The following is a 21,509-nucleotide window of genomic DNA, read 5'->3' on the forward strand; positions in this document are numbered from 1 at the left end:
ACAATCCCTTAAAGTTCCTTTTTTGAGGGAATGTCCAGCGCCATACGTAATCGAGACGGGTCTGTCAGAATCGGGTCGAACCCGGGATGAATGGGAGCCAACTCGTGAGCAATATCACCGCACCTGAAGATCAGGGCGAATTTACGCCTCTTCTTGGCAAGAGCTTTCTGACGCCGCTTTACGACCGGGCGATCGGTCTGTTCACCCGCGAACATCTCTGGCGCCAAAAGATTGTCGAAGAGCTGCACCTTGTCCCCGGCGACCGGGTGATCGATGTTGGCAGCGGAACCGGCACTCTTCTCAAGGCCTTGATGACGGATTGCCCGGAAGCGGGTCTGATCGGTGTCGAACCCGACCCGGAGGCGCTCGCGCTTGCGCGGCACAAGTTTGGAGCGGGAGCCGATCTCGTGAAATGGCACAATGGCTTTCTCGAAAGCCTCGAGCTGCCCGCGGGGTGGCGGCCGAACAAGATCGTCAGCAGCCTCGTCCTTCACCAGGTTCCCTTGCGCAAGAAGCAGGCAATCCTGGAAATTATCGAAAGCTTGCTCGTGCCAGGCGGAACCGTCTTGATCGCCGATTATATGAAGCAGGAGAGCCCACTCATGCGGAGCCTCTTCCGGGCGACCGTCCAGTCGCTTGACGGCATTAGCGACACGCAGCCCAGCGCCGACGGCGAAGTCGAAAAACTGTTCGCCGAAATCTTCACCGAGCCATGCCTGCTCCACCGGCTCCCGACGGTGACCGGGACGATCTCGCTATGGCGCGGATACAAGAAAGGAATTGCACAATGATCTGGAAAAAGCCTGCCCTGTTCCGGCGATCGGTTAGCGGCGCGGCCTTGCTCGTGCTGGCAGCCTGTTCGAACGTGGCTCAGGCAGCGACCTATACGATGTTTAGGGACCCCGGATGTGGATGCTGTCTCAACTGGGCAGGCCATCTTGAAGATGGGATGAACGCGAAGGTGGCATCGGTCGATAGCAACGACATGGCGGCGATCAAGACAGCGCGCGGCGTACCGGAAGAATTGTGGTCGTGCCACACGATGGAGGTCGATGGATACATCATCGAAGGTCACGTGCCCGCCGAAGCCGTCGCCCGACTTTTGCGCGAGCGGCCCGACGGCGTTGCCGGTCTAGCGGTTCCGGGAATGCCTCTGGGATCGCCCGGCATGGAGGCCGGAAACCGGATCCAGCCCTATGAGGTCATCGCCTTTGGTCCGACCGGACAGAGCGTCTTCGCATCTTATCGGTGATTGTAAGGAACTGACGCCAGTGGCCGCGCGAGAAATAAGGGCGATGTCTCGTTGAAGAACAATCGCGCGAGAATAACACAGAAGCCCGGGACACCGGGACGGGCGCTAAGATGCCTGTCGATCATCCCGCTGGGTCCGGGGCCGGCTGCCCCGACGGTCCCGGACCCTTCCGTTTGCATAATTTTAGGACGCACGAAGTGGGAGAAATGCGATGGTAAAAGGATCAATCAAGAACTCGATATTCGCATGGGGCTGGACGCTCAGCGTGTTCCTGCTTGTCAGCTACCTCCTATGCATTGCCTTCGGAGTCCTCGCACCCGAGCGGTTTCACATGCACCAAGCCTGGGCTCCGTTGCTGCCATGGTTCGAATGGCTGACCCTGTCGGGATTTCTCGCAGGAGCGGTGGGCAGTTTTCTCTACGGCTGGTACATCGCACTCATCGCGGTCCCGCTGCACCGGTTTTTCCAGGCCCGGTTTTCCTGATTTGACGCGCTGAATATTAGGCGCACTCAGCGTGGACTGCCGTGCCTTGACGCGCCGCCATCGGCATCGCTGCAGGAAGAAAGAGCGCGCCGCCGGAAATCGATAGCTCATCGCGATTCCGGGGCCAGCCCAAGGATGGCTCATGCCCCGCCAGAAAATTTTTTGAGGGGTGAGCCGCTTCGCAACGTACTGCTTGTCGTGATGTTTCTCGGACGGGAGGACATCGACAGGGGAAAGACTTGCAGACAGATGGCAACGATCAACATGGGAAGAGTGCTGGATCGATAACGCTGCTTGGCGGTGTCGCAATGGGAACCGGCGTCATGATCGGCGCTGGTATTTTCGCACTGACCGGCCAGATTGCCGAACTGGCTGGACCGCTATTTCCGCTTTCTTTCATAGTCGGCGCCCTGGTCACTTCCCTAGCCGCCTACAGCTACATCAAGATGTCGAACCGCTGGCCCTCCTCTGGCGGCATCGCGATGATTCTTCAGAAGGCCTACGGACCGGGTGTTGTTGCAGCATCGGCATCGCTCCTGATGGCGCTGTCGATGGTCATCAACGAAAGCCTGGTCGCTCGGACCTTCGCGACCTATGCCTTGCGGCCCTTTGGGCTCGAGAGCAGCGGCATTCTGGTTTCCGTCGCAGCGCTTGCGCTCATCGTCTTCGCCTATTTCGTGAATGCGGCAGGCAACAAATCGGTCAGCGGTTTCTCTCTCGTCATGTCGGCGATCAAGATCGGCGGCATCGCCCTGTTCGCGATTGCGGCGATCTGGGCCAGCGGCTTTTCGGGCGGCGCCTTCTCAGAGCCAGTCGCGCTTTCAGGTCTCGACGCGTTGCTCGCGTCGGTCGCCTTCTCGATCCTCGCGTTCAAGGGTTTCACCACCATCACCAACAGCGGCGGCGAAATCATCGATCCGCACCGAAATGTTGGCAGAACCATTATCATTTCGATCACAGTATGCGTGGTCGTCTACCTTCTGGTCGCGGTGGCGGTCGGAGCCAGCCTCGGCACTTCGGAAATAGCCCAAGCACGCGATTACTCGCTTGCGGCAGCTGCGCGCCCCGCGCTCGGAGAGCTTGGGTTCTATTTCACAGTCGCAATCGCGATCGCAGCCACGACCTCGGGTGTCATCGCCAGCGTTTTCGCCGTTTCGCGAATGCTGACGATGCTGACCGAAATGAAGATGATCCCGCATAGCCATTTTGGGATGAAGGGACCGATCCGCAGTCACATGCTGGTCTATACCGTCGTGGTCGCCGGCACGCTCGCGGTCCTGTTCGATCTTTCGCGGATCGCCTCGCTCGGAGCGTTCTTCTATCTCGTAATGGACATGCTCGTGCATTGGGGCGTGCTGCGCGGTTTGCGGGAAGAGATAGGCGCGCGTGCCTGGATCCTCTGGTCGGCGCTCATGGCGGACGGCGTAGTCCTGACAGCTTTTGCCCTCGCCAAGCTTAAAACCGACCCTGCGGTCGTTGCCTATGCGGTCGCAGGTATTGCCGCAGTGTTCGGAGCCGAATGGTTCTATCTACGTCGGAATCCTGCGCTGCGTGAAATGCCCGCCACAGACGATGGAGATCATCGATGATCGCCGCACTAATTCTCGCCATTGCACTTTTCCTGGCCTCGGTCGGCGTGCATCTGTCGATCCTCGGCGCCGGGCATCGCCTGCTCCACGCACCCGGAAATTTCTCCGCCAAGCTTCGGGTCGCGCTTCTCGTCCTGGCATCGCACCTGCTTGTCGCGACGCTCTTCGCTGGCGGTTTCTGGCTGGGCGCGGAGCTGGGCCTCGGCGGGTTCGACAAGACGCCGGCGATGAGTGCGATGGACTATTTCTATTTCTCGCTGATCAACGTGACCACGCTGGGGCTCGGCGACATCTACCCGACCGAGCACCTGCGCGTCATTGCCGGCGTCGAAGCCTTGACCGGCTTCGCGCTCATCAGCTGCTCGGCACAATTGTTCTGGACCATGATGAAGGAAGGAGAAAACGCATGACTGAAAGCTCATCCCACTCGGATAAGGGAGGGGGCGGCAACTACTGGCGGTTTATGGCCATGGTATCGACCTCGACCGTGATCATGTTCTTCCTGATGTACGCCAACAGCTTCGACATGGACGACGTGTTCTGGAGCGAGACGCGCTTCTGGATGATGTTCGTCATGGGCGCGATGATGATGGTGGTCATGCTGCTCTTCATGTGGGGCATGTACAAGGACCGGACCAAGAATTTCATCATCCTGGGTGTCGGAGCCGTCGTTTTCGCACTCGCGCTATGGCTCGTACGCAGCCAGACCACGGTCGACGACACCGAATACATGGCGGCGATGATCCCGCACCACTCGATCGCGATCATGACCAGCGAGAGAGCGAGCCTGAAGGATCCGCGTGTCCGCGAACTTGCTCAGGCCATCATCGTCGCGCAGCGGCGCGAGATCGCCGAGATGAAATATCTCATCCAGGACATCGAGGAGAACGGTCCGCGCACCGAAGAACGCCTGCCCGAGGAGATGCAGCAATGAACAAGATCGCACTTCTGACGCTTGCAGCCCTCCCGCTGGCAGCCTGCAACACCAATACCGCCATCGGCAATGATCGCGAAGCGCAGCTCGATCCTCCGGCAACGGCGGCGCCGATAGAGAGTGCTGCGAGCGCTCTTGCCAATCTCAGCCCCGGCCTCATGTTGCCCGAAACGATGAGCGACGCGGATCTTACCGCGCTGGGAGCCGAGAACACGTGCCAGTTCCGCCTGACCGAGGTCGCGTTCCCGTCGTTCGTCTACGACAACAGCGGTCGCGGGGCGATCAAGATCAATGGCAAACTGATCCCGGTCACGGCAAGCGCTTCGGGTGAGTATGCGGATGGTGAGCTTCGTATCCGTACGCGCCTTCTCGATGACGAGGGAGACGCGGGCCTGCAGATGCAGGAGCTGATCGTCGCCGGACCCCGGATGAAGGACGAGTTCGGGTTCTGGGGTTACACGACCTGTGGCAACAGCGAGGCGTGAAGACGAGCGAGCGGGCGCTAGCGTCCGTCGGTGCCCGCTCCACGATCACGATCAGCCCGGCACGCGCCGCCGAATTCATAATGAGGTACGACCGTGGAAGCTGAACCTGTGACCGATGCAGCCCCCCTTGCGGTCTTCGGTGCCGGAGGAAAGACCGGCACGGAAATATTGCGCCATGCGGTCCGCAAGGGCATCGCGGTACGAGCGTTCGAACACACCCTGCCCGAACCATCGGACAGGGTCGACAATGTCGAGTATTTCCAGTGCGACGTTCTCAATGACGACTTCAGCAGCGAGCTTGAAGGTTGTCGTGCGGTCATTTCCGCACTCGGTATAGGGTTTAGTCCATCTACGGCGATCGATCCGCCTCCGCTTTATACGGAGGGAACCCGCAAGCTGGTGGAAGCGATGTCGACGACCGGCATTTCCCGGATCGTCGTGATATCGGCGGCGTTTGTAGAGCCGCAGCCCAGCGTTCCTGCATGGTTCGAGCTCACGGCAAGACCAGCCTTGCACAATATTCTCGAACAGATGCGCGCCATGGAAGATCTTCTGGAGCGCGCGAAAGGCCTGAATTGGACGTCTGCGCGACCGGGCTGGCTCCTCGACGAACCCTATACGGGTGAAGCCGTCATTACCGACGAGCGTCTTGCCGAGGGTTGCTTTCGTTGCCGGCACGCCGACCTCGCGGCAGCCATGCTCGAATTCGTCTGTGAGAACACCTGGGTCAACGCCAAGCCCGCTATCGCCCGGCCAGAAGCAGACCGCTTCGAGAACGTCTCGGCACTCAAAGCCGAACTCGGGATCGACTAGATCGACGCGGTCTCACGGAAACACTCCAACAACGAGGCAAAACATGCTGCTCGAGAAGATAAAGACCCCCGGCCTCTCCCACCTTTCCTATCTGATTGGTTCGCAGGGCAAGGCAGCGGTCATCGATCCGCGCCGGGACTGCGAGATTTATGTCGAGCGTGCCCGCGCCGAAGGGCTGGAGATCACGCATATCTTCGAAACGCACAGGAATGAGGATCTCATCACGGGATCGCCGGTATTGGCCAAAATGACCGGTGCCCGCGTTCTGCACGGTCCAAACCCTGCGGACGAGATTGTTTTCGCCGACACCGCGCGAGAGGGCGACGTTTTCGAGATCGGGAAGTTGCGGATTTCGGTGCTCGAAACTCCCGGTCACACCGACGATCATCTCGCCTTCGTCCTCCATGACGACGATTTTCCCGAAGGACCGATCGGCGTGTTCACCGGCGATGCGCTCTTCGTTGGCGACGTCGGACGCACCGATTTCTATCCCGAGCGCGCGCGGGAGGTCGCGGGCCTCCTGTACGATTCACTGCAGAAGATTTGCGGTCTGGGTGACCAGACGATCATTTACCCCGCGCATGGAGCAGGCTCGGTCTGCGGTTCGGGAATGGCGGACCGGGAATTCTCGACCATAGGCCACGAACGTCGCAACAATCCGAAGCTCCAGATCGCCCATCGCGAGGAATTTATCGAGGCCAAGCTCGCCGAGCATCATTACCAGCCGCCCTACTTCAGACTGATGGAACGCCTGAACGTCGAGGGAACATCTCCTGCGCCACGGATCTTGCGACCAAAACGTCTCAAACTCCCCGACATTCGCGAAATCGACGCCGATCATGTCGTCGACGTGCGGGATCCGCTTGCATACGCAAGCGGGCATCTGCCTGGTTCGATATGCCTTCCGGTCGGCATGATCTCGGCGTTTGCGGGCTGGTTCATCAGGGAGGGTGAAACAATCGCCCTCGTCGGATCGGCGGAAGACCAGCTGGCTTCGGCCATGACACACCTTGTGAGGATCGGGCTCGACTCGATCGACGGCGGCTATGTCGGTATCGTCCCGGCTGCAGCGCAAGGAATGGACATGGCGAACCTTCCGATGATCGGGACGAGCGAGGTTCAGGATCGTCTCGAGCGCAAGCGCGACAACTGGACCTTGCTTGACGTGCGTGACCTCGATGAGCGGCGCAGCAGCGCGATCGAGGGATCGGAACACATCTACGTGGGCGAACTCAATTCCCGCTTCGCCGAGCTCGATCGCGAACGCGCCTATTCCGTCATGTGTGCCAGTGGCATGCGTGCGAGTGTGGCGGCGGGCTGGCTGCAAAGCAAAGGATTCGAAAAGCTCGATATATATCTGGGCTCGATGGGTGCCTGGCAGCACGCGTCGTGATGAACCATCGCACCCGATGCGAGGTCCTTGTCTTGCTCTGCGGGAAGCTTTACGCTTTTATTATGCGAGACTTGCGCACCCTTGGACTGCTTTTGATCGCTTGCGGGCTGTTCGTTCAATCGGCAGCGCATGCTTCTGCCGTGCCTCAGTCCCTCGGAGCAGGCACGCCAGCCTGCGCCGAGATGGAGATGATGGCGGGCGCAGCTTCCATGGACGATCATGACGGCGTGCCTTGCAAGAACCTTCGGCTGGATTGTCTCGTGGCATTCGGCTGCATCCCGCCCCTCGTTCCAGGGGGTGATGCGACCCTGGTCGGTGAAATACCGGCGCAGGCTTCTCAGTTCAGCAGATTAGTCTCCAATTCGCTCGCAGCCACAGGACTAGGGCCAGAGCCGCCACCTCCGCAACTTCCGGCATGACCCGTGTGCAGGCTCAAGCCTGCGCGCTCCTGCCTCTGGATGAACGGCCTGCGCTCGACGCGGGCCGGTGATCCGGAACGCGTGTCTGACGCGCTCCTTTTGCGGATGAACGATCATGAAACGAATAAGCTGGACCGCGCTTCCGGTCCTGCTGGCCCTCGCGCCGGCGAGTAATGCCCAGTCGGTGGGCTATGAGGAAGCTTTGCGAGCAGCAACGAGCGACCAGCCCCAGGTTCGAACAAGCGAGCTAAGACTGGAAGCCCGGCGGGAGATCGCCGATGCTGCCGATGAGTTGCCTGACCCGCGCCTTCGTGCGGGCGTCCAGAACCTACCGGTAGGCGGGCCGGCAGCGTTCGAGCTGGGTCGCCAGCTTCCGACGCAGATCCAGATCGGTATCGAACAGGAAATTCCCAATCTCGCGAAACGTCGGGCCCGGTTCGGAATGGCGGACGCCGACATCGACCTTGCCGCAGCACAGTTGCGTCAAACCCGTTACAGGGTGCGTGTCGGAGCAGGAATGGCATGGATTTCGTTGGCTTATGCCCAACAGGCTCTGACCGTCGCCGACGATGCACTTACTGAAATCGAGGGGCTCGTACCACTCGCCCGCAGTTCTGTCTCCGCCGGTTCGGCCAGACCCGCCGAAAGTCTCGAAATACGCCGTGCCGTGCTCGAGGTCGAAGATATGCGGACCAAGATTGAAGCCGACCGAGAGGCCGCGCAAGCCATGCTGTCGCGCTATACCGCTCTGACGAACGCTATCGCGACCGGAACCACGCCTTCGCCCGATCTCGATCCCGAAGGTTTGCGGGCAAGTTTGCAAAGCAATCCGGAACTTGTCGTGGCGCTTGCGCAGGTTCGTCAAGCGGAAGCGCGAAGTGATCTTGCCCGATCGGAAAGGCGTCCGGATTTCGGCGTCAATGTGAGCTATGGAAGGCGCGATCCCGACTTTGGCGATGTCGTCTCGGTGATGGGTTCGATCACGCTCCCGATTTTCGCCGACCGGCGCCAAAACCCGCGTGTAGCCGCCGCCGACGCCGAGGCGGCGGCGGCGCAGTCGGCCAGAGCAGACCGGCTCCGTGAACTCGAAGCCCAGTTCGAGACCGATCTCGCCGCATGGCGCAGCGCTTATCGACAATGGCAGCGCGCGACGGACGAACTGCTCCCTCTTGCCGAAAGCCGCGTGGACCTCGAACGCGCGAGCTTTGCCGCAGGCCGCGCGGATCTGCTCGACATCATCGACGCCATCAAAACGCTCGCCATGCTGCGGGTGGAAATTCTGCAACGCGAAGAGGCGTCCGTCGAGGCCGCCGCGAACCTGCGACTGACTTATGGGGAGTATGGCCGATGAGACCCGCAATGGGAGCCGCGTGGGACAGGCTGTCGCCGCGCCAGAAATCCTGGATGATGGCAGGCACGGTCGCGCTCATCAGTCTTGCCGCCGGCTATGGTCTCTCGCAGCTCGGCGAAGGCCAGGGTGGTGCAAGCGACGCGGGCGGCAGTGCGACCGAATGCGAGGAGGTCCTTTACTGGTACGACCCGATGGTGCCGGGGCAGCACTTCGACGAGCCGGGCAAGTCGCCCTTCATGGATATGCATCTGGTGCCCAAGTGCGCGGGCGAGGAGGCCACTGCAGGCGTCAGGATAGATCCCGGCCTGGTGCAGAATTTCGGCATCCGCACCACTGAAGCCGAGTACGGCGTCCTCGAGCCGGAAATAACCGTCACAGGCGTTCTGGCCTACAATGAACGCGACGTCGCGATCGTCCAGCCACGTGCCGGAGGCTATGTCCAAAGAACCTACGGCCGCGCGCCCGACGATGTCGTTGGACGGGGCGCGCCGCTCGCGGATATCCTGGTTCCCGAATGGGGCGGAGCGCAGCAGGAGTATCTGGCCGTCCTGAACAGCGGTGATGAAGAACTTGCGCAGGCCATGCGCGAACGCATGCGCCTTTTGGGCATGCCTCCAGGCCTGATCTCATCGGTAGGGCGCAATGGACGTCCGCAGTCCACGATCACCGTTACCGCGCCGATTGGAGGTGCCATCACATCGCTCGGCGTGCGTCCGGGAATGACAGTCATGGCCGGACAGACGCTCGCCGAGATAACCGGTTTCTCACCGATCTGGCTCGAAGCCGCGGTGCCTGAAAGGCAGGCGGCGACTGTCCGCGTCGGGCAACCTGTCAGCGCGACGCTGACCGCATTCCCCGAGGAACGCTTCTCCGGGCCCATCATCGCTATCCTGCCGAGCGCGCAGGATGCAAGCCGTACGATCACCGTTCGTGCGCAACTGCCCAATGCATCCGGGCGCCTCAAGCCGGGCATGTTCGCACAGGTCTCGCTGACCCCGGACACACGCCGCGCGCTGCTGGTACCGTCCGAAGCGGTTATCAGGACCGGACGTCGAACCATCGTGATGGTGAAGCAGGACGAGGGCGGTTTCATGCCCGCCGAGGTCCGGATCGGCCGCGAAGCGGGTGGAAGGACCGAAGTGCTGGCCGGTCTGTCGGCAGGCGACCAGGTCGTGACATCGGGTCAGTTCCTGCTCGATTCCGAAGCAAGCCTCACCGGACTGGACGTCCGTCCGATAGATCAGGCAGATGACGCTTCCACCGGCGGCGAGGACGCATCAGCGACCTTCGGTGCCACCGGCACGATCCAGTCGATCGCCAATGGTTCGGTGACGCTGCGGCATGGTCCTGTGCCCCGGCTCGATTGGCCCGCGATGACCATGACCTTCCGCACGAAGAGCGCGGCGCAAATGCGCGGGCTCGAGACGGGAGACAGGGTGCGCTTCACCTTCACCCAGCAGGATGCCGGCCCCCGGATCGAGTCTATCACGAGGGCCGGACAATGATTGCTCGGATAATCGATGCCTCGATCGCCAACCGCCTGTTTATCGTTCTCGCCGCCGTCGCGGTAACGCTGGCCGGTTTCTGGGCGGTGCGCACGACGCCGGTCGACGCGTTGCCCGATCTGTCCGATGTGCAGGTTGTGGTCCGGTCAAACTATCCGGGTCAGGCCCCCCGGATCGTCGAGGAACAGGTCACCTATCCCCTGGCAACGACCATGCTCTCGGTGCCGGGGGCGAAAACCGTCCGTGGCTATTCGATGTTCGGTGACAGCTATGTCTATATCATCTTCGAGGACGGTACCGACCTCTACTGGGCACGCTCGCGCGTGCTCGAATATCTCAACCAGGTGCAGAACCGCCTGCCCGATGGCGTCACGAGCACGCTTGGGCCCGATGCAACCGGTGTGGGGTGGATCTACGAATATGCGCTCGTCGACCGGACCGGCGGGCACGACCTTGCCGGACTGCGCAGCCTGCAGGACTGGTTCCTGCGCTACGAGCTCAAGACGATTCCCGGCATTGCCGAGGTCGCCAGCGTCGGCGGAATGGTCAAGCAATACCAGGTCGTGCTGGAACCTTACCGGATGGCATCGCTCGGCGTGACTCACGCCGAGATCGTGAGCGCAATCCAGGCCGCCAACCAGGAAGCGGGCGGCTCGATCGTCGAGATGGGCGAAGCCGAATATATGGTCCGCGCCTCGGGCTATCTCGGCGACCTCGAGGATTTTCGGCAGATTCCACTACGCACTGCGAGCGGCGGCATTCCGGTCACGCTTGGCGACGTAGCGACAATCCAGGTAGGCCCCGAGCTGCGCCGTGGCATCGCCGAGCTCAATGGCGAAGGCGAGGTTGCCGGGGGCATCATCGTTCTGCGCCAGGGCGCGGATGCGCGAAGCGCGATCCAAGCCGTGGAACTCAAACTCGACGACTTGCAGGCAAGCCTTCCCGAAGGCGTCGAGATCGTCACGACCTACGATCGCTCTCAGCTCATCGATGCGTCTATAGAGAACCTCACCACGAAGCTCATCGAAGAGTTTATCGTCGTGGCGCTCGTATGCGCGCTGTTCCTCTGGCACGCGCGTTCGGCACTTGTCGCCATCATCACCCTGCCTTTGGGCGTGCTCGCGGCCTTCATCGTGATGCGCATCCAGGGCGTCAATGCCAACATCATGTCGCTGGGTGGAATAGCCATCGCGGTCGGTGCGATGGTCGATGCCGCCGTCGTCATGATTGAGAACGCGCACAAGCATCTCGAGCGATGGGAACACGAGAATCCCGATACCGCGCTCGCGGTGAAGGAACGCTGGCGGATCATCGCCGATGCATCGAAGGAAGTGGGACCGGCGTTGTTCTTCAGTCTGCTGATCATTACGCTGTCGTTCCTACCGGTCTTCACCCTGCAGGCGCAGGAAGGGCGGTTGTTCGCTCCGCTCGCTTTCACCAAGACCTATGCCATGGCGGCCGCGGCCATTCTGTCGGTAACGCTGGTGCCGGTAATGATGGGATGGCTGATCCGTGGGAAGATCCCTTCGGAGGATTCCAATTTTCTCAACCGCTGGCTGACGAAAATCTATCGTCCGGGGCTCGACTGGGTCATGCGGCGCCCAAAGGCAACGCTGGTGATCGCGGCGCTGATCTTCCTGACCACCGCGATCCCCTTCACCCGGCTTGGCGGCGAGTTCCTCCCGCCGCTCGATGAAGGCGATTTGCTTTATATGCCGAGCGCGCTGCCCGGCCTTTCCCCCGGCGAGGCTTCGGCGCTGCTGCAGCGCACCGATCGCCTGATCAAGTCGGTCCCCGAGGTGGAAACGGTGTTCGGCAAGGCGGGGCGCGCCGATACAGCGACGGATCCGGCTCCCCTGACGATGTTCGAAACGACGATCCGCTTCAAGCCGCGCGAGGAGTGGCGCGAGGGAATGACACCCGATCTGCTGGTCGAGGAACTTGACCGGGTCGTTCAGGTGCCGGGCCTCGCCAATGTCTGGGTGCCGCCGATCCGCAACCGGATCGACATGCTCGCGACCGGGATCAAGAGCCCGATCGGGGTCAAGGTTTCAGGCGACGATCTCGATCAACTCGAACGCGTTGCACTCGATGTGGAGCGTATCGCCAAGACCGTGCCTGGCGTGAGTTCCGCCCTGGCGGAGCGCCTGTCGGGCGGTCGCTATGTCGATGTCGATATCGACCGGATGGCGGCCGCGCGATACGGGCTCAACATTGCCGACATCCAGCAGATCGTCTCTGGTGCAGTTGGCGGTGCCAATGTCGCACGGACCGTCGAGGGGCTGGCGCGCTATCCGATCAATGTGCGCTATCCCCGCGAAATCAGGGACAGCGTCGAGGAACTCAGGGCCTTGCCGGTTCTGACGCCGTCCGGCCAACAGATCACGCTTGGCACTGTCGCCCGTATCGCCGTCAGCGACGGTCCGCCCATGCTCAAGAGCGAACAGGGCCGACTGACCAGCTACATCTACGTCGACGTCCGGGGCCGCGATCTTACTTCGGTGGTCGCCGATCTGCAGGAGGTCGTCGCCGCGGGTGTCGATCTTCCTGCCGGCGTCAGCCTGTCCTATGCGGGCCAGTTCGAATATCTGACGCGCGCCTATGAGCGACTGAAGGTCGTGGTTCCCGCGACGCTTGCGATCATTTTCCTGCTGCTCTATCTCATTTTCCGGCGCTGGGACGAAGCCTTGCTGATCATGGGCACGCTGCCCTTCGCGCTGACGGGCGGATACTGGTTGCTCTATCTGATGGGCTACAACCAGTCGGTGGCGACTGCGGTCGGTTTCATCGCGCTTGCCGGCGTCTCCGCCGAATTCGGCGTAGTGATGCTGATTTACCTGAAAGCCGCACTGGAGCGGCGACGCGGTGATCTGAGCGCCGAAGAAGTAGACGAGGCCATCCGGGAAGGCGCGCTCCTGCGCGTGCGGCCCAAGGCGATGACCGTCGCAGTCATCCTTGCGGGTCTCTTTCCGATCCTGATCGGCACCGGCGCGGGCTCGGAAGTCATGAGCCGCATCGCCGCGCCGATGGTTGGCGGCATGATCACCGCCCCGCTCCTGTCCATGTTCCTGCTTCCCGCCGCCTATCTGTTGTTGCGGCGCCCCCGTCCGGAAAAACCGGCCAACCCTCAAGGAGAAGAAGAGTGCGTACCCCAACCTACATGATCCTGCTCGCGGCACCGCTGGCGCTTGCAGCCTGCGACGCTGCAGACGACAGCTCAGAGACCATGATGTCAGACGACATGGCGAACTCGGACAGCATGCCCATGTCAGGCGAAATGCCGATGGCGGAGGAGACCGGCGGCGAGCAGAGCGCCAGCGCGGAGGGAACGGTTACAGCCATCGATTCCGAGGCGGGCACGGTGACCATCGAGCATGGTCCGGTCGAAAGTATCGGATGGCCCGCGATGACCATGACCTTCGAAGCCGACGCGCAAATCCTCGAACAGGTCAGTGTCGGTGAGGGAATAGCCTTTGAATTTCGTACTGGAACCGAAGGCAGCGTCGTTACCTCGGTAACGCCGCGATAGGACGGTGGGTGGGAGGCGCTCGGTTGCGCCGGTGCCTCCCACGCAAAAACAGGTGAATATGCCAGGTATCGACAGGCCCGACTTTAAGGATCGCCGCGACTTCATCAAGAGCGCCGGCCTCGCGGCGACGGGTTTCGCCGCGCTGCCGCTGCTGGGTTGCGGTACGCAAAGCAGGATGTCGCTCGATCAGGGAGGCGAAAGCAATCCTCTTGCCATACCTCGGCTACAGGCAGGAACGATCGAACGGGGCGAGCGTGTCTTTCGCCTGTCCCTGACACCGGGCGAGAAAGAATTCGTGCCCGGCACGGCGTCACCGACGATCGGTATCGACGCATCCTATCTCGGCCCGACCCTCGAAATGCGCCGCGGCGAACAGGTTCGCTTTCACATCGACAACAAGCTTGCCGAAGATGCGACCGTTCACTGGCATGGTTTCGAACTTCCCGCCACAGCGGATGGCGGGCCGCACCAGCTCATACGGCCCGGTGAGCGCTGGAGCCCGTCCTTCGAAATACGCCAGCGCGCTTCGTTATACTGGTATCATTCGCATCTGCATCGCCGGGCCGGACCACAGGTCTATGCCGGACTTGCTGCCCCGATCTACGTGCGCGACGAGGAAGAGGATCGCCTCGATCTGCCGAGCCGGTACGGTGTAGATGACATACCGCTCGTCGTGCAGGATCGCGTGATCGACGGCGCGGGCCGCCTTGTTTACCCGCTCGATATGCACTCGCGGATGATGGGGGTGATGGGTGAGCGCATCTATGTGAACGGAACGGCCAATGCCGTTTTCGAGGCCGCCGCCGGTCCGCTGCGCCTGCGGCTTCTCAATGGATCGAATGCGCGGTTCTACACCTTCTCGCTCGAAGGTGATCGTCCGATGCAACTCATCGCAAGCGATGGCGGCCTGCTCGCCGCGCCAAGCGAGGTTCGCAGTCTTACCCTTGCCCCAGGCGAACGCGCACAAGTGATCGTCGATCTTTCCGAAGGGCGCCCGCTCCGGCTGATTGCCAGCAGCCCTGCTAACGCCATGGGCATGATGGGCGGGCAAGGCGGGGGTATGATGGGCGGCGGAATGATGGGAAACCGGGCCGATCGCGAGAGGCAGGGACGCACGTTTTCGATCCTCGATATGCGCCCCTCAGGCGCGTCAACTCCAGTAATGCTCCCGCCCACTCTGGCCGCGCTTGCTGCGCCAGACCCCTCACTCGCCGTTCGCAGCCGCCGTTTCGTGCTCGATATGGGCATGATGGGCCGGGGCATGTCGATCAACGGCGAAACCATGGACATGGACGTCATCAATCAGCGCGTACCGGTGGGTCAGTGGGAAATATGGGAAATCGCCAACGCATCGATGATGGCCCATCCCTTTCATATTCATAACGTGCAGTTCCGCTTGCTCGACCGGGACGGTCGGCCTCCGCGGGCGGAAGAGGCGGGCTTCAAGGACACCGTAATCGTCAACCCGCGTGAACAGGTCAGGCTGCTGTTGCGGTTCGAAGAAAATACCGATCCCGACACTCCCTACATGTATCACTGCCATATCCTCGAGCACGAGGACGCAGGCATGATGGGGCAGTTCGTGGTGATGGCCAATTAGGGGAGAACGACAGATGAGCGATGGGCACAATGCAATCGAGGGTATGGCGACCGACCCCGTTTGCGGAATGAGCGTGAAGATGGACGGCGCCCGCTTCGTCGATCGACACGAGGGTGGCGACCATTACTTCTGCTCCTCGCGCTGCCTCGACAAGTTCCGCGCGGATCCGGAGATGTATCTTTCGAAGGCGCACCTCGATGCTGTCGAGGATGTCCCGGAAGGTACCATATACACCTGTCCGATGCATCCGGAGATCCGGCAGCCGGGGCCGGGCTCTTGCCCGATATGCGGGATGGCCCTCGAACCCGAAACGGTCACTCTGAACGAGGGCCCCGATCCCGAACTCGTCGACATGCGGCGAAGGTTCTGGTGGAGCGCGCTCTTCACGCTGCCGCTCTTCGCCTATGCGATGGGCGACATGATCCCGTCGCGACCGTTCGATCAGGTCATCGAACCCGCTATCGCGCAGTGGCTGCAGCTCCTGCTGGCAACTCCGGTGGTGCTTTGGGGCGGCTGGCCCTTCTTCACCCGCGCGCTGCAATCGGTCCGGACCATGAACCTCAACATGTTCACCCTGATCGGCTTCGGCGTCGCCATCGCCTATCTGTTCAGCCTTGTGGCAACCCTCGCCCCGGACATCTTTCCCGAGGCATTCCGCGATCATGCGGGCCGGGTCGGCGTCTATTACGAGGCCGCAGCGGTTATCACGACCCTCGTGCTGCTCGGGCAGGTGCTCGAGCTCAAGGCGCGCGGATCGACATCGAGCGCCTTGCGAGCGCTTCTCGAACTCGCACCCCCGACCGCGATGAAGATCTTCGGTCGCGGGGACGAGCGCGAAGTACCGCTCGATGAATTGACGTCGGGGGACCTGCTGCGCGTGCGTCCGGGCGACAAGGTCCCCGTCGATGGCACGCTCGAGGATGGAAGCAGTGCCATCGACGAATCCATGATCAGTGGCGAACCCATTCCCGTCAAGAAAAGCGCGGGCGATCCCGTGATCGGGGGCACCGTAAACCAGACCGGCAGCTTCACCATGCGCGCGACGCAGGTCGGCGCGGACACCATGCTCTCGAAGATCGTGCAGATGGTCGCGGAGGCCCAGCGCAGCCGGGCACCGATCCAGCGGCTCGCCGACCAGGTCACCGGATGGTTCGTACCCATCGTCGTCCTTGTCGCTATCGTGAGTTTTGTCGTCTGGGCCATCTGGGGACCGGCACCGGCCCTTGCCTACGCGCTCGTCAACGCGGTCGCCGTTCTGATCATCGCGTGTCCCTGCGCGCTCGGACTGGCGACGCCGATGTCGATCATGACCGGTACCGGCAAGGGCGCGCAGCACGGGATCCTGATCAAGAACGCCGAAGCGCTCGAAACGCTGGAAAAGATCGATACGCTGGTCGTCGACAAGACCGGAACGCTGACCCGGGGCAAGCCTGATCTTGTCGACGTAAAACCGCAGCCAAATTTCGACGAGCAGGAATTGCTGAGCCTTGTCGCTGCCGTTGAGAGAGGAAGCGAGCATCCGCTCGCCCACGCGATCGTGGAAGGGGCTCAAAACAGGGGCGCTGCCATTCTCGACGCTTCCGATATCGAATCCGTGACCGGCGAAGGTATCCAGGCAAATGTCGACAAGCGCCTGGTCGCGATCGGGAATGAAAAGATGATGGAGCGTATAGGGGCGCTCGAAGAAGGCTGGCGGTCAACGGCGGACGAAGGCCGAAGCCTCGGACAGACGGTGATGTTCGTGGCCGTGGACGGGGCACCGGCAGGCCTTATCGCGGTCGCCGATCCGATCAAGGCAACCAGCCGCACCGCTATTGCCGCGTTGCATGAGCGCGGCATCAAGATCGTGATGCTTACCGGCGACAGCGAAGCCACCGCGCGTGCGGTAGCAAGCCAGGTCGGTATCGACGAAGTCGAAGCGAACGTCTCGCCCGAGGACAAACATCGCAAGATCGAGCAGTTGAAGAGCGATGGTCGCCGGGTCGCTATGGCCGGCGACGGCATAAACGACGCACCCGCGCTTGCCGCTTCGCATGTCGGCATCGCGATGGGAACGGGTACCGATGTCGCGATCGAAAGCGCGGGCGTGACATTGGTGCGCGGCGACCTCGTCGGCGTTGTTCAGGCGCTCGTCCTGTCTCGGGCCACTATGCGCAACATCAGGCAGAACCTGTTCTTTGCCTTTGCGTATAATGCGCTCGGCATACCGGTCGCAGCAGGTGTCCTCTATCCATGGACCGGGTTGCTTTTGAACCCGATGATCGCGGCCGCAGCGATGAGCCTGTCTTCGGTATCGGTGATCGGCAACGCCCTGCGCCTGCGCGGCCTCGCTCTTCCCAAATTCGATACCTGAGCGATGGGGACGGGACGGAGATCGCAGGAGTGACGAATCAGACGATGCAGGATCAGGACCAAATCTCTGAGGAATCGCGCGAATGGCGCGGTGCTCATCCAGCCCTCTGGATCGCGATATTCGGAATTCTCATCGCTTTCGCCTGGGAGATGCTCCAGCTTCCTTTCTACCAGTCGGGAGGTCTGTCGCCTGCCGAGGCAGCACGTCGCTGCGGCCTGGCCTCGTTCGGCGATGCCGGGATCATGGTGGCCGCTTATCTCGGCGCCTCTGTCGGCAGTGGTAAAACGCCGTGGCTCGTAGACTGGCCGATCTCGCGTTTTGTCGTGTTCCTGGGAATCGGCCTGGCCATTACTGCCATGGTCGAAGTGCTGGCTGTCGGTGCCGACTGGGGGTGGTCCTATAGTGCAATCATGCCGCTGGTGCCCGGAACCAAAATCGGTCTCATACCGATCGCGATGTGGGTCGCGGTTCCCACAGCCTCCTTGTGGCTCGCGCGCCGTCTCGGCACCGGACCCCGCTGATCGCAAACCGGGATCACCTATCCCTCGACAGCTGCCGGCTGCGGTCCCGATGGTGATCGACTTATCCGAAATCCGGCAATCAGAGCGAGCAGCGTGAGCAATTGCGCGCCGATCGTCTCGACAGTCGGGAAGAAGCCGAGTTCGGCGAGGCGCGGCAAGCCGGCAATGAAAGTGGCGGAAAGAACTCCGGCCTCCTGGAAAGCGCCCACGCCCTTGCCCGCGAGAATGACCGCAAGGATCGCAATCAGGATAGCACTATAGCGGAAGAACTGGGTGATCGGCAGTTTGCGGCTGTAGCGCAGCATGGCCCAAGCAATGAGCGCCAGCAGCGCTACTGCGGACAAGGCACCTGCCAGTATGATGCCGCTGCTCTGCGGGTTCCACAGGGCAGCGTAGAACAGGATAGTCTCGAACGCTTCCCGGTAGACGACCACGAAGGCGAGACCGAAGAGAAACCATGCCGATCCGCGCGAGAGCGCCTTGCCCATTTTTTCCTGGATATAGCGCCGCCATTCCTCGGCCTGGGATTTGCCGTGCATCCAGATGCCGACCGATACGAGAATGACAGCCGCAAGCAGCGCGCCGATACCTTCGGTCATTTCGCGGCTCGCACCGCTGATGCTCACGAAGTAGGTTGCTACGACCCAAGTGGCGACACCTGCAAGAAGAGCGGCGATCCACCCACCATGGACATAAGGCAATACCTCGGAGCGCTGCGACTTTTTCACAAAGGCGATCATGGCGATCACAACCAGAAGTGCTTCGATCCCCTCGCGCAGCAGGATGGTGAACGCCCCGAGAAAGGTCGAGATTTCGCTGGCCGCCTCAGGAGCCAACGCTTCCTCGGCTCTTGCCAGCAGACTATCGATGCGAGCCCTTAGTTGCTGTAGTTCGGATGGATTCGCACCGGACTCTATTCCGGCCCGGAATTGCCCGAGCGCCTGTTCTACCTCCCGCATCAAACCGCCATCGCGCGTTGCCAGGAGGGCCTCCAGGGGTTCAAACCCGTCGAGATAGGCAGACAGGGCAAGCTGCCGCGCTTCCTCTCGGTTGCCAGCCCGATAAGCTGACAGGCTGCGATCGAGCGTATCGCGAACGAAGGCGAGCGAACCTGCGTCATTTGCCTGTCCCACCGCATCGGGATTGGCGCGAAGATAGGCCATGACGGCGAGCGCACGGTCCTCGCCGATCTGCTCGGCCAGACTTTCCGGTGTGAGCGCGGCGAGCGTCTCGAGATCGGGGACAAGCTGGCGTATGCCATCATCTTCCCGCCAAATACGCTCGCCCTTGGCCACATCTTCAAAAGCAATGCTGCCGGCATGGAATGCAAGCGCCCAGCGATCCTCGTCGGACAGCGATGCGAAGCTGGCCATGGACGTTCCTTCCAGCCCTTGCGTGATGACCTGGTAAAGCCCGAACGCACTGCGCTGCCGCGCCCGGTCGATATCGGTGAAGTCGATCGGCGGGGGATCAAGTGCCTGCATTGCGGCCGGTGGCGCACTTCCGGCGGCGCCGTGACACGAGGCGCAGTTCTGCGCGAAGAGAGTGCGGGCGCGGTCAAGGTCGGGCGCTTGCGAAGGGGCAAGCGGAACCGGGTAGGCTGTCAGCAACGAGGCTGCCAGCGCGCGCGCTAAGCGCCCAACTCGCTCGGCGGGTTCCTTATTGGCGATCAGAGCTCGCAGCTGGTCCGATCGGCGGATGAGTGCTTGATTGTCTTTAGTATCCGGCAATGCAGCGATCTGCCGCGCCACGACATCGGAAAACTCCACCATTTCGCGATATTCGAATTCGTCGGCAACACGTCCCTCGGAAACGGCGGAGGCGTAGTCGACCGCGATATAATCGAGCAGACGCCAGGTGGTTCGCACGTCGGGTTCTTCCGCGTTCGCGGTGACGGACAGACACAGCGCAAGCGCCAGCAGAATGAGCCGCAGTGCCGGATGGACGGTGGCGGAGACGATGCGATGCATGAGGGGTCTCTATATCTGTTGCAATTAATTCGCAATAGCAGGGTGTAGACGGAAATGTATTTCCTCCAACCCCCGATCGCGGGGATATTCTGGAGTTTAGGTAGAGCGCAGTTCGCCGCGTGCCTGATTGAAGACTTCGGCACTTCCCCACACCGCCAGTCCTGCCATGATGCTCGCCACAACCAGATCGGGCCACGCACGGCCGGTGCCGAAAACGCCAATCGCTGCCGCCAGCACGGCGATATTACCGATCGCGTCGTTGCGCGAACAGATCCACACCGAGCGCATGTTCGCATCGCCCGAGCGATACCGGAACAGCATCGCGGCGACGGCGAGATTTACCGCCAGAGCAAGAGAACCGATGGCGCCCATCGTTCCCGGGTCGGGCGACGCCCCGACAAAGAAACCCCAGATGGCCGAGCCGAGCACCCACAGGCCGAAAGCCAGCATGGTCGCCGCCTTTACGAGAGCCGCACGTGCGCGCCAGACGAGCGCCATCCCCGCTACGCCAAGACTGATAGCATAGTTTGCCGCATCACCGAGAAAGTCGAGCGCGTCGGCCTGCAAGGCGCGCGAATCCGCAGCAATGCCTGCCACGATCTCCACACCGAACATGATTGCATTAAGGCCCAGCGCGATCCACAGAATGCGCCGCCATGTCGGATCGTTGTTGTTTGCACCGGCCTCATCGGGGCCGCAGCAGGTCTTTCCCATTTACTCGACTCCTTGCGTCGATCCGCCCTATGCACCTTGTAGTAACTACAAGGTCAAGCGGCAGGAGCCTTTGTCATGAGAATTGGTCAACTTGCCCGGATAACCGGCGTCAAATCCGAAACAATCCGCTTCTACGAGCGCGAAGGTATCCTCGCTGCCCCTCCACGCACGCGGGCCAATTATCGCGATTATGGACCAGCAGAGGAAGCGCGCCTTAACTTCATACGGCGCGCGCGTGATCTCGGCTTCTCCATGGCACGCATCAGGGAATTGCTCGATCTCTCCGATGATGCCGACCGGTCCTGCGCGGGCATCGACGCTCTGGCCAGAAGCCATCTCGGCGAGGTCGAGCGCAAGATCGCGAGCCTGGAGGCGTTGCGGACGGAACTTGGGCGTATGATCGCTGCCTGCGAGCAAGACACTGTAGGCGATTGCCGCATCATCGATGCACTTGCGGGTACCGCCGAGCCTTGATGTCCGCGCCTCGTGCGCCAGTTCGGTCAGGCTCGCCAATGCACGGCTTTTGTCGGCCGCCCATAAGAGACTTAACTTCGGGAAAGGCCGACGAGTGCGAAGCTGCCCGTGTCGCCATCCCGG

19 protein-coding genes are annotated in these 21,509 nt (G+C 61.7%); 17 read left to right on the plus strand and 2 right to left on the minus strand.

Annotated elements, in window-relative coordinates:
• The first annotated feature begins 86 nt into the window (after nt 1-86).
• The 16 genes from K7H93_RS06570 (at nt 87) to K7H93_RS06645 (ending at nt 18,228) form a co-directional block, all read left to right on the plus strand.
• A complete protein-coding gene (locus tag K7H93_RS06570; protein ID WP_269060063.1) occupies nt 87-791 on the plus strand; it encodes a class I SAM-dependent methyltransferase in 705 nt (234 codons plus the stop codon).
• Nucleotides 788-1,252, plus strand: a complete 465-nt coding sequence (locus K7H93_RS06575; RefSeq protein ID WP_029140646.1) for a DUF411 domain-containing protein — start codon at nt 788-790, stop codon at nt 1,250-1,252. The genes K7H93_RS06570 and K7H93_RS06575 overlap by 4 nt, the downstream gene beginning before the upstream one ends.
• A 211-nt stretch (nt 1,253-1,463) precedes the next feature.
• Complete coding sequence (locus K7H93_RS06580) at nt 1,464-1,736, plus strand: hypothetical protein (RefSeq protein WP_010240151.1); 273 nt, start codon at nt 1,464-1,466, stop codon at nt 1,734-1,736.
• Between the two features lie 284 nt (nt 1,737-2,020).
• Nucleotides 2,021-3,325 carry an APC family permease gene (locus tag K7H93_RS06585; RefSeq protein ID WP_255351377.1) on the plus strand — a complete coding sequence of 435 codons (1,305 nt, stop codon included), beginning with the start codon at nt 2,021-2,023 and terminating at the stop codon, nt 3,323-3,325.
• On the plus strand, nt 3,322-3,735 hold the full coding sequence (locus tag K7H93_RS06590; RefSeq protein ID WP_230782960.1) for a potassium channel family protein: 414 nt from the start codon (nt 3,322-3,324) through the stop codon (nt 3,733-3,735). Before K7H93_RS06585 ends, K7H93_RS06590 begins: the two co-directional genes overlap by 4 nt.
• Nucleotides 3,732-4,259: a DUF305 domain-containing protein gene (locus K7H93_RS06595; protein WP_230782961.1), complete on the plus strand. Its 528-nt coding sequence runs from the start codon at nt 3,732-3,734 to the stop codon at nt 4,257-4,259. The genes K7H93_RS06590 and K7H93_RS06595 overlap by 4 nt, the downstream gene beginning before the upstream one ends.
• Nucleotides 4,256-4,744 (plus strand): DUF6692 family protein, encoded by a 489-nt coding sequence (locus tag K7H93_RS06600; protein ID WP_054522845.1) that lies wholly within the window; start codon nt 4,256-4,258, stop codon nt 4,742-4,744. Before K7H93_RS06595 ends, K7H93_RS06600 begins: the two co-directional genes overlap by 4 nt.
• 108 nt (nt 4,745-4,852) lie before the next feature.
• On the plus strand, nt 4,853-5,557 hold the full coding sequence (locus tag K7H93_RS06605) for an NAD(P)-dependent oxidoreductase (RefSeq protein ID WP_230782962.1): 705 nt from the start codon (nt 4,853-4,855) through the stop codon (nt 5,555-5,557).
• Nucleotides 5,558-5,600: 43 nt separating this feature from the next.
• Nucleotides 5,601-6,950: an MBL fold metallo-hydrolase gene (locus tag K7H93_RS06610; protein WP_230782963.1), complete on the plus strand. Its 1,350-nt coding sequence runs from the start codon at nt 5,601-5,603 to the stop codon at nt 6,948-6,950.
• A gap of 534 nt (nt 6,951-7,484) precedes the next feature.
• Nucleotides 7,485-8,720 carry a TolC family protein gene (locus K7H93_RS06615; RefSeq protein ID WP_230782964.1) on the plus strand — a complete coding sequence of 412 codons (1,236 nt, stop codon included), beginning with the start codon at nt 7,485-7,487 and terminating at the stop codon, nt 8,718-8,720.
• 8 nt (nt 8,721-8,728) lie between these two features.
• Complete coding sequence (locus tag K7H93_RS06620) at nt 8,729-10,225, plus strand: efflux RND transporter periplasmic adaptor subunit (protein WP_230782965.1); 1,497 nt, start codon at nt 8,729-8,731, stop codon at nt 10,223-10,225.
• Nucleotides 10,222-13,389 (plus strand): efflux RND transporter permease subunit, encoded by a 3,168-nt coding sequence (locus tag K7H93_RS06625; protein ID WP_230782966.1) that lies wholly within the window; start codon nt 10,222-10,224, stop codon nt 13,387-13,389. The genes K7H93_RS06620 and K7H93_RS06625 overlap by 4 nt, the downstream gene beginning before the upstream one ends.
• Nucleotides 13,368-13,754, plus strand: a complete 387-nt coding sequence (locus K7H93_RS06630) for a copper-binding protein (protein ID WP_225082053.1) — start codon at nt 13,368-13,370, stop codon at nt 13,752-13,754. Before K7H93_RS06625 ends, K7H93_RS06630 begins: the two co-directional genes overlap by 22 nt.
• Before the next feature lie 58 nt (nt 13,755-13,812).
• The gene (locus K7H93_RS06635) at nt 13,813-15,354 is read left to right on the plus strand and encodes a multicopper oxidase family protein (RefSeq protein WP_010240406.1); all 1,542 of its coding nucleotides are present in this window, start codon (nt 13,813-13,815) and stop codon (nt 15,352-15,354) included.
• 13 nt (nt 15,355-15,367) lie between these two features.
• Nucleotides 15,368-17,707: a heavy metal translocating P-type ATPase gene (locus tag K7H93_RS06640; RefSeq protein ID WP_010240409.1), complete on the plus strand. Its 2,340-nt coding sequence runs from the start codon at nt 15,368-15,370 to the stop codon at nt 17,705-17,707.
• A 29-nt stretch (nt 17,708-17,736) separates the two neighbouring features.
• A complete protein-coding gene (locus K7H93_RS06645) occupies nt 17,737-18,228 on the plus strand; it encodes a hypothetical protein (RefSeq protein ID WP_230782967.1) in 492 nt (163 codons plus the stop codon).
• A gap of 17 nt (nt 18,229-18,245) precedes the next feature.
• On the opposite strand, the gene K7H93_RS06650 is transcribed toward K7H93_RS06645, so the two are convergent.
• A complete protein-coding gene (locus K7H93_RS06650) occupies nt 18,246-20,198 on the minus strand; it encodes a cytochrome c/FTR1 family iron permease (protein WP_230782968.1) in 1,953 nt (650 codons plus the stop codon).
• A 96-nt stretch (nt 20,199-20,294) separates the two neighbouring features.
• Nucleotides 20,295-20,912 carry a cation efflux transmembrane domain-containing protein gene (locus K7H93_RS06655; RefSeq protein WP_119511747.1) on the minus strand — a complete coding sequence of 206 codons (618 nt, stop codon included), beginning with the start codon at nt 20,910-20,912 and terminating at the stop codon, nt 20,295-20,297.
• Between the two features lie 75 nt (nt 20,913-20,987).
• Here K7H93_RS06655 and K7H93_RS06660 point away from each other — a divergent pair, with 75 nt between their 5' ends.
• Nucleotides 20,988-21,386, plus strand: coding sequence for a MerR family transcriptional regulator (locus tag K7H93_RS06660; RefSeq protein WP_060703638.1), 399 nt, complete (start codon nt 20,988-20,990; stop codon nt 21,384-21,386).
• The last annotated feature ends 123 nt before the right edge of the window (nt 21,387-21,509 follow it).

It is taken from the genome of Citromicrobium bathyomarinum (assembly GCF_021021475.1).
Classification (GTDB): domain Bacteria; phylum Pseudomonadota; class Alphaproteobacteria; order Sphingomonadales; family Sphingomonadaceae; genus Alteriqipengyuania; species Alteriqipengyuania bathyomarina.